7 protein-coding genes are annotated in these 13,055 nt (G+C 67.6%); 3 read left to right on the plus strand and 4 right to left on the minus strand.

Going from position 1 to position 13,055, the window contains the following annotated elements; genetic code table 11:
* Nucleotides 1-156: 156 nt before the first annotated feature.
* Complete coding sequence (locus tag ACVI1L_RS40870) at nucleotides 157-6,177, plus strand: apolipoprotein A-IV repeat region-like domain-containing protein (RefSeq protein WP_456785388.1); 6,021 nt, start codon at nucleotides 157-159, stop codon at nucleotides 6,175-6,177.
* Between the two features lie 222 nt (nucleotides 6,178-6,399).
* Here the strand turns inward: ACVI1L_RS40870 and ACVI1L_RS40875 are convergent, their stop codons facing one another.
* From ACVI1L_RS40875 to ACVI1L_RS40885, 3 genes are all read right to left on the minus strand, one after another.
* Nucleotides 6,400-7,266, minus strand: a complete 867-nt coding sequence (locus tag ACVI1L_RS40875; RefSeq protein ID WP_018272595.1) for an MlaD family protein — start codon at nucleotides 7,264-7,266, stop codon at nucleotides 6,400-6,402.
* 117 nt (nucleotides 7,267-7,383) lie between these two features.
* Nucleotides 7,384-8,154 (minus strand): ABC transporter ATP-binding protein, encoded by a 771-nt coding sequence (locus ACVI1L_RS40880; RefSeq protein WP_168855021.1) that lies wholly within the window; start codon nucleotides 8,152-8,154, stop codon nucleotides 7,384-7,386.
* Nucleotides 8,155-8,156: 2 nt separating this feature from the next.
* Entirely contained in the window at nucleotides 8,157-9,290 is a 1,134-nt protein-coding gene (locus ACVI1L_RS40885) for an MlaE family ABC transporter permease (protein WP_057016692.1), read from the minus strand.
* A 141-nt stretch (nucleotides 9,291-9,431) separates the two neighbouring features.
* Between ACVI1L_RS40885 and dgcA the strand changes: the two genes are divergently transcribed.
* Entirely contained in the window at nucleotides 9,432-10,433 is a 1,002-nt protein-coding gene (gene dgcA / locus ACVI1L_RS40890; RefSeq protein ID WP_456785389.1) for an N-acetyl-D-Glu racemase DgcA, read from the plus strand.
* Here the strand turns inward: dgcA and ACVI1L_RS40895 are convergent.
* Nucleotides 10,430-11,602 carry an MFS transporter gene (locus tag ACVI1L_RS40895; protein ID WP_456785390.1) on the minus strand — a complete coding sequence of 391 codons (1,173 nt, stop codon included), beginning with the start codon at nucleotides 11,600-11,602 and terminating at the stop codon, nucleotides 10,430-10,432. The genes dgcA and ACVI1L_RS40895 overlap by 4 nt on opposite strands.
* A 75-nt stretch (nucleotides 11,603-11,677) precedes the next feature.
* Between ACVI1L_RS40895 and ACVI1L_RS40900 the strand changes: the two genes are divergently transcribed.
* Complete coding sequence (locus ACVI1L_RS40900) at nucleotides 11,678-12,970, plus strand: hypothetical protein (RefSeq protein ID WP_456785391.1); 1,293 nt, start codon at nucleotides 11,678-11,680, stop codon at nucleotides 12,968-12,970.
* The last annotated feature ends 85 nt before the right edge of the window (nucleotides 12,971-13,055 follow it).

A 13,055-nucleotide genomic window follows, 5' to 3' on the forward strand; every position in this document is an offset into this window, starting at 1 on the left:
TTCGCATCGCTCTCCCAATAGGATGTTTGCGGATGTAGCGGACAAGCCGCCCAGGGGGCCGGCTTGCGCTCCGCTTGTGGGCACCGGCTTCGAGCTTGCGTGGGGACGATAGCAGGCTCGCCGACGCGTAAAATAGTGAGAGGGCTCAGACTGAACATGGCGAACACTCCCAAGAAGGTCAAAGATCCCACCGAAGTCGCGCTTTCTGCCATCCAGGAAGCCCTCAACGTCAGCGAACAGGGCGCGGAGAATCGCAGCCCCCTCAACGAAGGCGCCGCGCCGCCGAACCTGCCGCCCGCCGCCGATTTTTCAGCCACATCGTTCGAGTCCCGTCCGAGTAATACCGATCGTTCCGCCTTCGAGCCGATCGAAGAACCGCGCGCGCCGCGCCGCGCCGCCAATGATGATCGCGAAACCATCGGCCAGATGCTGCAGACGCTGCAGGGAGGACGCGCGCGCAACACCTTCACGCTGTTCTTTGTCTGCTCCGGCGCCTGGCTGCTGGGCGGCGTCATCCTCACCATCGCGTTCTGGCCGGCCCTGCAGGCCTCGATGGCCCAGGGCACCGGCGTCCTGGTGCTCGCCGGCCTTGCCGCGCTGTTCGCCGTGCCGATCCTGCTGTTCTACTATCTCGCCAGCCTCGCCGCGCACGGTCAGCGCATGCAGATGATCGCGCAATCGATGGCGCAGGTCGCGATGCGATTCTCCGAGCCAGAAAACGCCGCCGCCGATTCCATGGTGACGGTCGGCCAGGCGATCCGCCGCGAGGTCGCGGCGATGGGCGACGGCGTCGAGCGCGCGATCGCGCGCGCCGGCGAACTCGAGACCCTCGTTGCCAACGAGGTCGCGGCGCTGGAACGCGCCTATTCCGACAACGAGGTGCGCATCCGCGCGCTGCTGCAGGACATCGCCCACCAGCGCGACAACCTGGTCGGCCAGGCCGAGCAGGTGCGCAGCGCGATCTCCGGCGTGCAGATCGACCTGCGCCACGACATCGCGCTGATCTCGGACGCGATCGCCTCGCGCGTCGACGAGGTCGCCAAGAGCATCACCGGCGCGCTGGAAGAGCGCGGCCAGCACATCACCACCGCGCTGAGCCATGCCGGCGACAACATGATCCTCGCGCTCGGCGAGCGCGGCGGCGACCTGCTCGACCGCCTCGAGGAAGCCAGCGCCGAGACCACGCGCGCGGTGATGGACGCCTCCGAGCGGCTGACCACCAGCCTCAACTTCAAGACCGGCCACGTCCATGACGAGTTCGTCGATCTGGCCGATCGCGTCCACGAGTTGCTGAACGAGCGCATCGACCGCATCACCGGCGAGTTCGAGCAGCGTTCGTCCGTCATCGTCGACGGCATCTCCGACCGCACCGAAGAGGTCCACGACTCCCTGAAGAACTCCGCCGACTCGCTGCTACTCGAGCTCGAGCTGCGCAGCAACGACCTCGTCAGCAAGATCGACGACGCCGGCAACCGCCTCGCCGGCCAGATCATGACGTCCGGCGACAAGGCAAGCGAGGCGCTCGACGTTACCGTCCATTCGCTGGTCGCCAAGGTGGTGGGCCAGACCGAGACCGCGCACGACTCGCTTTCGCTGCAGATGAGCGCGTTCGACGACCTGGTGAAGAACCATGGCAGCGAGCTCGCCGAGAAATTCGCCCGCGACTCCGGCACGCTCGGCGCGCTGATCACCCGTCACATCTCGGAATTCGACCGCACGGTGAAGACCTTCGGCGGCGACATCGTCGAGCGCATGGGCCAGCGCACCCAGGACATCGCCGACAGCCTGAAGACCTATGTCGACACCTTCGACCATCGTGTCACCACCAACAGCGGCGAGATCACCGCCTCGCTCGACCAGCGCCTGCTGCAGTTCGAGACCACGCTCGGCAGCCGCGTCACCACTCTCGACGCCTCGCTAACCGACAAGCTGTCGTCGTTCGACAGTTCGCTCGCCAGCAAGATCGGCTCGTTCGACGGCCGTCTGCAATCGCTCGATGATGCGATCGACGGCCGCATGAAGTCCCTCGAGGTCACCTTCGAGAGCCGCACCAAGTCGGTCACCGACACCATCGACGGCCATCTCGGCACGCTCGCGACCCAGCTGACCGACGGCGCCTCCCAGGCGATCCAGTCGATCGACTCGCGGCTTGGCCTGCTCACCACCACCCTGACCGAAGGCACCGTGCAGGCGATCGCCGCGGTCGACCATCGCATCAACGGCGTCACCGAAACCATCGACGGCCACAGCGTCCGCCTGGTCGACACCCTCAACGGCCACAGCACCCGCCTCGTCGACACCATCAATGGTCACAGCGCGAATCTGACCGACACCATCTCGGCGCGGTTCGCCGACATCCAGCAGGGCATCGAGAGCCGCGTCGGCGTCATCGCCGGCGACATCGACACCCGCGTCGCGCAGTTCGAGGACCTGCTGGGCTCGCGCGTCGAGGCCGTCGCCGGCCGCATCGAGAGCAGCGGCCGCCAGGCGAGCGAGGACCTGATGTCCCGCGCCGAGCTGTTGTCGTCGAGCATCAAGTCCCATGTCGAGGACGCCGAGCGTTCGCTGACCAACCTCGTGGTCAACACCAGCGAAACCATCCAGACCGGCGCGCGCACCGCGCAACAGGCGCTGCTTACCGTGTCTGCGGACGTCGGCAACCAGCTCAAGCTGAGCTCGGCCGAGGTCGAGAGCGTGCTGACCGCGGTCGGCACCAGCGCCGCCAACTCGATCCTCACCAGTGCCCGCGACGCCCAGGTGTCGCTGGTCTCGGCCTCCGGCGACGTCGCCTCGCAGATCAAGGCGCTGTCCGAGGATGTCGAGCGCACGCTGCAGGCGGCCGGCAGCGCCACCGCAGCCTCCGTGCTGTCCGGCGCCCGCGACGCGCAGACCACGCTGGTCAGCGCCTCGGTCGAGGCCGCAAGCCAGGTCAAGTCGCTGGCCACCGATGTCGAGCAGTCGCTGTCGATGGCCGGCTCTGCCGCCGCCGAGGCGATCATGACCGGTGCCCGCGAGGCCCAGACCACGCTGATCTCGACGTCGACCGACGTCACCGGCCAGGTCAAGTCGCTCGCCAGCGACGTCGAGCGCTCGCTCTCCATGGCCGGCACCGCGACCGCGGAAGCCGTCGTCGCCTCCGCTCGCGAGGCCCAGAGCACGCTTGCCGGTGCATCCACCGAAGCCGCCAACCTGGTCCGCACGCTCGCGGCCGACGTGCAGCACTCGCTCTCGACCGCCGGCACCGCCACCGCGGAATCCATCGTCGCCTCCGCTCGCGAGGCCCAGAGCACGCTGGCCGGCGCGTCGACCGACGCCACCAATCTGGTCCGCACGCTGTCGGCCGACATCGAGCGCTCGCTGTCGATGGCCGGCTCCGCCACCGCGGAAGCCGTCGTCGCTTCCGCCCGCGAGGCCCAGAGCACGCTGGCCGGCGCGTCGACCGACGCCACCAATCTGGTCCGCACGCTGTCGGCCGACATCGAGCGCTCGCTGTCGATGGCCGGCTCCGCCACCGCGGAAGCCGTCGTCGCTTCCGCCCGCGAGGCCCAGAGCACGCTGGCCGGCGCATCCACCGAGGCCACCGAACTGGTCCGCTCGCTGGCGGCCGACATGGAGCGTTCGCTGTCGATGGCCGGCTCCGCCACCGCGGAATCGATCACATCAGGTGCGCGTGAGGCCCAGAGCACCCTGGTCAACGCGTCGACCGAGGCTGCGACCAAGGTGTCGGCGCTTGCCGCCGACATCCAGCGTGCGCTGTCGATGGCCGGCTCCGGCACCGTCGAGATGCTGACGGCCGGCGCCCGCGAGGCGCAGAACACCCTCGTCACCGCGTCGACGGAAGCAGCCAACCACGTCAAGTCGCTGGCCGTCGATGTCGAGCGCACCCTGACCTCGGTCGGCACCAACACCGCGCAGGCGATCCTCGGCAGCGCCCGCGAAGCCCAGAGCTCGTTCGTGGCAACCTCCAGCGAGGCCGCAAGCCAGATCCGCGAGATCTCCGCCGAGATCGAGCGCTCGCTGACCACGGCCAGCGCGGAGACTGCGCAGACCATCCTGGGCAGCGCCCGCGAAGCCCAGAGCTCGTTTGCGGCGACCTCTGCCGATGCCGCCGCCCAGATCCGCACGCTCTCGACCGATATCGAGCGCGCGCTGGGTGCGGTCACGGTCAAGACCACCGACAACATCCAGACCTCGGCGCAGAACGCGCAGGCCGCGCTGATCACCATGTCCAACGAGGTCTCGACCAAGGTCAAGACGACCTCCGCCGACATCGAACGTTCGGTGCTGTCGGCCTCCAGCGCCTTCGGCTCGGCGATGACCGGCAAGACCGACGAGATCGTCACCTATGTGCAGCAGCAGACCGAGCGTCTGTCGCAGATGGTCGACGGCCGCCGCGGCTCGCTGGTCGAGGCGCTGACCGCCAAGACCACGCAGCTGTCGAGCGACATGGATCGCGCCACTGCGGATGCGCTGAAGGCGATCGAAACCCGCGGCCTCGCCTTCTCGCAGTCGATGGCGGCCCATGGCAGCGATGTCGCGCGCAACATCACCTCGGCCGGCGATCAGGCGACCGGCGCGGTGGCGAAGTCGCTCAAGGAGCTCGAGCAGGCCTCGCGCACGGCGATCGACCAGTCGCGCCAGGTCTCGATCTCGGCCGTCACGGAGATGCAGGAGACCAGCAAGATCCTGCGCACCGATACGGTCGCGCTGTTCGAGCGGCTGCGCGAAGGCAACATCCTCTTGCAGGAAGTGTTGACCGGCGCCCACGACAACCTCAACTCGCTGGAGCGCGCGCTGGTGACCCGCGTGGCCGACTTCGTGTCCGCCATGAACGACGTCACCTCGCGCAACGGCGTGGCAACCCAGACGCTGGAAGACCAGCTCACGGTGTTCAACAGCAAGACCGGCAAGGCGCTGGAAGATCTCAGCGCGCTGTCGAGCCAGTTCGAGACCCATGGCAAGGCGCTGATTGATGCGGCTGCCGTGGTCGAGCAGGCCAACCGCTCGACGACGGCCTCCGTCAGCGAGCGCAAGTCGGCGCTGGAAGCGCTGGTCACGACCATCGACCTGCGCACCACCGATCTCGACCAGCGGCTGTCGCGCTTCACCGGGCTGCTCGATGAATCGCTCGGAGCGGCGGAGGAACGCGCCCGCGACATCGCCCGCGTGGTGGCGGAGACCGCAGGCGCCGGTTCGGCTGCGATCAGCAGGCAGTTCGAGGCGGTGCGCCAGGCGGCCGAGAACGAGCGTCAGCAGACCGTCGACGCCATGAACGACCTCTACCAGCAGAGCAACGCCGAGACCGATGCGATGTTCAAGGAATCGACGGAGAAGTTCTCCGCGATGGTCACGGCGATGAAGCAGATGGCGAGCGAGATGCACAACGAGCTCGAGGCCACCCGCAACGAGCTGCGCCGCGGCGTGCTCGAGATGCCGCAGGAGGCCGCCGAGAACACAGCGCAGATGCGCAAGGTGATCGTCGACCAGATCGAGGCGCTGGCCGAGCTGAACCGCATCGTCGCTCATCACGGCCGCGGACTCGACGTGGTCTCGACCAACCGCGCCAGCGTTCGCCACGAGGAGCCGGCGGTGGCTGCCGCCGGCGGCCGCGGCGATGTGCGGATGCGGGACAACGGCAACAGCGCCTCGACACTGCCGCCGCCCGATCTCGGCATGATGAGCTCGCGCCGCACCGAGGCCCCGCCGGTCAGCCCGGCAGGCTCCAACAACAACAACGGCGACGGCTGGCTGTCCGACCTGCTCAACCGCAGCGACGCACCGCCGCCTGCCCCGCAGAGCCGCGACGCCCAGCAGCGCCCGCGTCCGCAGCAGCAGCCCGTCAATCCGCTGGAGTCGCTGTCGCTCGACATCGGCCGGCTGATGGACCGCACGCTTGCGGCCGAGATGTGGGATCGCTACCAGCGCGGCGAGAACAAGGCGTTCTCCAAGCGCCTCTACACGCCGGCCGGCCAGAAGGCCTTCGATGAGGTGGCCCGCAAGTATCGCGCCGACCGCGGCTTCAAGCAGACGGTCGACCGCTACATCGCGGAGTTCGAGCGCCTGCTCGACGAAGTCGCCCGCGACGGCCGCGGCCAGCAGGAGCTGAGCAGCCACCTCACCTCGGAGACCGGGCTGGTCTACACCCTGCTCGCGCACGCCGCGGGACGGCTGGGGTAAGCTGGCGAAGTAAGCGAGTAGCGATTGGAAACGGAGGCCTCACGGCCTCCGTTTTGTTTTGGAGGGGATTGGAAAATTCGCGTCGACGAAGACTCGACAGCGTCATTCCGGGGCGATGCGAAGCATCGAACCCGGAATCTCGAGATTCCGGGTTCGGTCCTACGGACCGCCCCGGAATGACTGTGCGACCAGAGGGCAGCGAACCTGTTCGCCATTCGCCCTTTATTGCCGCCGCCGCGGCCCCGGTGCGGCCGGAGCCGGCGCGGGCTCGGGTGCGGCGTTGTTGCTGCCGCCGAAGATCACCCGGCTCGGGTTGCGGTCGAAATTATTCACCGCGCGGCTGATGTCGGACAGCGTCCTGCGGCCGTCGTTGATCAGGAGGTTGGAGCGCTTGTCGAGATCCTCGGCGAGTTCGCGGATCGACTTCACCATCAGGTTCAGCTCGCTGCCATTGTTGCCGCCCGCGATCGCATTGAGGCCCAGCATCAGGCTGTCGGCCTTGCCCATCACGCCGTCGACCTTGAGCATGACGTTGTCGATCTTCTCGGAATTGCGCGCTAAGGCCTGGGTAAAGACCTCGAGATTCTTCAGCGAATTCTTCACCGACTGCTGATTGTCGGCGACGATGCGGTTGACGTTTTGCAGGGTGGCGCGGATCGCCTCGGTGACGTCCTGCAGCGCATTCGGGTCGGCGGTCAGAACCGGGATGCCGTCCTCGTCCAGCGGCACCGGCGGAGCTGCCTCCTCGCCGCCCTTGAGCGAAATCGCGGCGACGCCGGTGAGACCCTGGAACTCGAGACCGACCAGGGTGTCCTTGCGGAGCGGTGCGTTGTTCTCGATCATCGCCAGCGCAACCACGCGTCGCGGGTTGTCGAGCTTCACCGAGACCACTTCCCCTATCCGAATACCGTTAAAATTGACATTGCCGCCGTTGCGCAGGCCTGACGCCGGACCTTCGAAGATCACCCGCAAGGGGCTGCGCTGCTTGGTGGTGTGCAGGCTCTGGAACCACAGCACGAAGCCGAACGCGGCGGCGATCACCGCCAGCGTGAAAGCCCCGATCAAGACGTAGTTCGCCCGCGTTTCCATCAATTACTCGCGTTAATCACTCTTGGGCCCTCGCGCAGCCGGCTGCGCTCGAGCCCGTCGAATTCCTGTTGGCGCATGATCTCGTCCGAAGTCGGCTCCAGGTTTCGGGATCATGGGCTAGGCCACAACGGCACGGGCGCGCTTGCCGTTGAAATATTGCTGCAGCCAGGGATGCTGCGACGCCTTCATGTCGGCGATCGATCCTGCAGCAATGATCTTACCGTTCCCTAAAACGGCGATACGGTCGCACGCGGTGTAAAGACTGTCGAGATCGTGGGTTACCATGAAAACGGTCAGCCCCAAAGTGCGCTGCAGGGTGCGCACCAGCTCGTCAAACTCGCCGGCGCCGATCGGATCGAGACCCGAGGTCGGCTCGTCGAGAAACACGAGTTCTGGATCGAGCGCGAGTGCGCGCGCCAGCGCGACGCGCTTGATCATGCCGCCCGACAATTCCGACGGATAGCGATCGGCGACCTCGGGCTTCAGGCCGACCATCACGAGTTTCGCCACCATGATCTCGTCGAGCAGCCGCTGCGAGACGCGCAGGTATTCGCGCGCCGGAAACTGGATGTTCTGGCGCACCGTGAGCGAGGAGAACAGCGCGCCCTGCTGGAACAGGATACCCCAGCGCCGTTCGACGGCGCGGCGCTGCGACGAGCTCGCGGCGTCGAGATCGACACCGAACACTTCGATCCGGCCGGCGACCTTCGGCACGAGCCCGATGATGGTGCGCGTCAGCACCGACTTGCCGGCGCCCGAGGGCCCGACGAAGCCGAGGATCTCGCCGCGCCTGACGTCGAGGTTGAGGCCGTCGAGCACCCGCGTGTTGCCGAATTGGACGGTAATGTCGCGGACCCGGATGATGGCGTCGTTGTCCTCTTCCGCCATGATCACATCCCGATCGAGGCGAAGAAGATCGCGAACACGCCGTCCATCACGATCACGAAGAAGATCCCTTTCACCACCGATGCGGTGGTGTGCTGTCCGAGCGACTCCGCCGAACCCTGCACCGCCAGGCCTTCGACGCAGGCGACGATACCGATCACCGCCGCCATGACAGGCGCCTTGACCATGCCGACGATGAAATGGTCGATCGATATGGCATCACGAAGGCGGAGCAGGAAGGCCTCCGGATCGACGCCGCCATAGAGCCAGGCCACCAGGCCGCCGCCATAGAGCGCGGCCATCGCGCCGAGGAAGGCCAGGATCGGCAGCGCCAGCACCAGCGCCAGCATGCGCGGCAGGATCAAGACCTCGATCGGATCGAAGCCCATGGTGCGCAGCGCGTCGATCTCCTCGCGCATCTTCATCGAGCCGAGCTCGGCGGTATAGGCCGAGCCTGAACGGCCCGCGACCATGATCGCGACCAGCAGCACGCCGATCTCGCGCAGCACCAAGACGCCCAGCATGTCGACGACGAAGATGTCGGCGCCGAACCTGCGGAAATGGAAGATGCCCTGCTGCGAGATGATGCAGCCGATCAGGAAGGTGATCAGCACCACGATCGGCACCGCGCGCCAGCACACCTGCTCGAGGTGATGCACCGTCGAGGTCAGGCGGAAGCTGCGCGGATGGATCAGCACCTTCCCGGCGGCCGCCAGCACCGCGCCGAGCATGTCGACGAGGCCGATGATGGTGCCGCCGATCCCGGCCACGGTGCGCCCGATCTGCTCGAGCATGCCTGAGATCGACAGCCGGTCGCTGACGACCCCGGGCGCGGGGCCGACGCGGCGGACCTCGTCGACCAGGCTGGAATAATTGGCCGACAGGCCCGCGATCTCGGCTTCGGCGGTGGCGTCGCTCAGGCTGCGACGCAGCCGCTCGATCAGCCAGGCGCCGAAGGTGTCGAGGCTCGCGACCTGCGACACGTCGATGAAGATGTGCGGCCGGCTGCCGCGCAGCTTCTCCGCGTCGGAGACGATCCGCTCAAGCGCAGGAGCAAAGCGGGCCGTCCAGTTGCCTGCCGCGCACAACGCCAGTCCTTCGCCTTGGGCTATCCGCTCCAGTGTCGGGTCGCCGCTCACCTCTAACCCACCCCTCAAGCCGGCTGGCTGCCGCTAACGCTGATCTCCGGCGCTGCCGGATCGGCTTGTCGAATCTGTCGCTAAACAGCCATAGTTGGTTGCGCGTCGCAAGCTACGGTTCAGGAAATAGTAGACTTTAAAATGACTTCCACCCCTCCCGGAGCGATTTCCCTGAGCAGTCGGATCGAGCGCTGGCCGATCGCGGGGACCTTCACGATCAGCCGCGGCACCAAGACCGAGGCTGTCGTCGTGGTGGCCGAGGTGAGCCAGGGCGGCCTCACCGGCCGCGGCGAATGCGTACCCTACCCGCGCTATGGCGAAACGCCCGAGGCGACACTGCAGGCGATCCAGGCCCTGCAGGCGCCACTCGCCAATGGCATGGACCGGATCGCCTTGCAGGCCGGGATGGCTGCCGGCGCCGCCCGCAATGCGCTGGATTGCGCGCTGGCGGACCTTGAGGCCAAACGCGCCGGCAAACGGATCTGGAACCTGCTCGGCCGGCCCGCGCCGGAGCCGCGGACCACCGCCTATACGATCTCGCTCGGGACATCAGAGGCGATGGCGGAGGCCACCGCCAAGGCCGCGCATCGCGCGCTGCTCAAGATCAAGCTCGGTGGCGATGGCGACGCCGCGCGGATCGCCGCCGTACGCAAGGCGGCGCCGGCAGCCGAACTCATCGTCGATGCCAATGAAGCATGGACCGAGGACAACCTTGCCGCCAATCTCGCGGCCTGCGCCGATGCCGGCGTCACCCTGATCGAGCAGCCGCTGCCGGCGGGCAAGGACGAGGCGTTGGCGCGGATCAGGCGGCCGGTTGCGGTCTGCGCCGACGAGAGCGTGCACGACCGCGGCTCGCTTGCCGGCCTGCACGGCCGATATGACGCCGTCAACATCAAGCTCGACAAGACCGGCGGACTGACCGAAGCGCTGGCGATGGCGGATGCCGCCCGCGCGCTCGGCTTCGAGATCATGATCGGCTGCATGGTCGCGACCTCGCTCGCGATGGCACCGGCGATGCTGATCGCGCAAGCCGCGCGCTTCGTCGATCTCGACGGTCCGCTGCTGCTGGCGAAGGACCGCGACCACGGCCTGCGCTACGAGGGCAGCCTGGTCTATCCGCCCGACGCCGCGCTCTGGGGCTAATCGGTGAGACGCTTACGCGCCAGCCACATCACGAGCCCGCCCGTGGCCGCCATTGCGGCCATCATGTCGTAGACGCCGAGCCCGAAGCGCGCATAGACCATGCCGCTGACGATCGCCGTGGTGCTCGCGACAATGCCGCCGCAGGCGGTGAGATAGCCTTGCGCGCGCGCCATCACGTGAACCGGCACGTGATGCACCATCAGTCCCATGATGCCGACCTGCGTCAGGCCGAAGCTCAGCCCGTGTCCGAGCTGCACAACTGCAAGCACCGCAAGCGGCGGGTCCTGCGCGGTGATCGCCCAGCGCGCCGCGGCACTGGACGCCGCGATCATCACCAGCACAGCCGACGGCAGCGTGAAGCGCGGCGAGGCCGCAAACAGTGCGATCTCGGCGATCACGCCGAGCACCCAGAGACAGGCGATCGTCAGGCCGCTGAAGCCGGCCTGCTGCCAGGCAATCGATGCGAAGATGTAATAGGCGCCGTGGCTGCCCTGGATCAGCGCCGAGGATACGATGATGGCGAGGAAGGTGGGATTGCGCAGCAGTTTTGGCGCGCCGGCCGCAGGTGTGGCGGCTGCCGCTGGGCGGCCCAGCGGCCGCAGCGTCAGCCCGACCAGCGCGCCGAGCGCCGTCACGGCCGTGATGATCCAGATCAGGTCGACCTCGGCGACATAGCGGAGCAGGAAGCCGCTCAGCAGCGCGCAGACCGCGAAGGCGGCCGAGCCCCAGAGCCGCAGCGGTCCGTAGCTGAGGCCGAATTGCCTGACGCCGCGCAGCGCATAGGCGTCGGTGAGCGGCACCATCGGGGTCCAGACGCAGCAGGTCAGCGCATAGATCACCAGCAGCACGAACGACTGATGCTGGGTGCCGATCACGGCAAAGCCGAACGCCGTGGCGAATCCGGTGGCGATGATCGCCCCGCGCAGCATCTGACGCCGCTCCGCCGCCGCGGTGACCAGCGGCAGCACGGTGAAGCGCGTCACCGGCGGCACCGCGGTGATGATGCCGATCCAGGTGGCGTCGATGCCGACCGCCTTCAGCCACACCGTGAAAAACGGCAGGTGAACCCCGGTCATGCCGAACAGCGTTGCATAGAATGCCGCAAGGCTGCGCGCGAATCGCCGCGATGCAACCTTTGCTGCAATGGGGATTTGTGATTCGGAAGACATCAATTCAATTGCGATTCGCGCGATATCGTGGTGATCGTTAGCGTAACGCGCAGTGATTTGCGCGGAGAGATTGTGATGGCCGAAGAAGCATTCGCCCTGTCGCCGATATCCGCCCGCGCGGCCCTGCCGAGCGAGGAGGACTATGCCGCGATCAGCGCGGCCTTCATGGAGACCTCGCGGGGCCGCTGGTTCCTCGGCGAATACGCCAAGCGCAACCGCAATGCCGATACCCGCATGGTGCTCGATGCCGTGGCGCGGATCGAGGAAAGCCTCAGCGCACAGCGGCAAGCCGCCGCGGCGGCGATCAGGGACGAGCAACTGGCGCAGGCGCTGGCCGCCCTGCGCGGCGCGATCGAGGCCGCCCAGGCCTCCGCCATCGCCGCGCTCGACGGCATCAGCTTCGAGCAAAGCCTCGCGCCGGTGCGTAAGGGCGTGCGGGTGATCAGGGAGATCTCCTGGCGGCTGCGCGAGATCGGCAATGACGGCCGGATCTGCGACATCATCGATTCGCAGGTCAGCGCGATCGAGGCCGGCGCCGCCGAGGTCTCGATGAACGACGCCAAGGCCGTGCTGGATGCCGCCTTCGCGGCGCTGGCGCGCCGGCTCAGCGAGTTCGATCCGGACAAGGCGGCGACGCCTGCGGCCGAGCCTGACGTGGCCGAGGCGCCGGTTGCGGAGCCGCCGGCAGCGGCCGCCACGCCGCCACCGGTGGCCGACGGTGCAGCCCTCGATATGGCCGCTACGCCGCCAGCGCCGCCTCAGGAGGCCGCTGCGGCGCGGATCGTCGAAGCCGCGATTCTCGCCGCTGCGCCCGGCACTGAGGCCGCTACGGCCGTCACGCCACAGCCGAGCGAAGCCTGGCTCAAGGCTGAAGCCGCGCTGGCCGAAGCCGAAGCCGCGGAACTCGCCCGCGTCACCGACGAAACGGCGGCCGACGCCCATGACGACGCGGTGCTCGACCTGATCGCGATGGAGATGGGCGCGCCCGATCCGATCGACGAAGAGGCGATCGCGGAGGAAATGCGCGCCGCCGAGGAGATGCGCGTCGCTGAGGCGATGGCCGCCGAGCCCAAAGTGGTTGCGCCGGCCATTCAGCCTGAGCCTGCACCGGCGCCCGCGCCGAAGGTCGAGGTCAGGGCCGAAGTCAAGATCGAGCCGGTGGCTGTGGCGCCGATTGCCGAAACTCTGGTGATGCCGCCGCCTCTCCGGCCCGCCGTTGAGCCTGCCCCTGCTCCCGCAGCGGAGATCTCACTTGGCTCGACCATCATCGCCAGCGGCCTGCTGAAAAGGCCGACTGTTGCGGCCAACGACCCGCTCGCGCCAATCCGACGCATGAGCCAGGCCGAGAAGATCGCGTTCTTCTCGTAACCTCGACTGTTCATATCCTGTCATTGCCGGGCTTGACCCGCGCACGACGACTGGCGCGAAGCATTCATGTCCCATGGACCGCGCA

The sequence above is a fragment of the Bradyrhizobium sp. USDA 4516 genome (assembly GCF_054055915.1).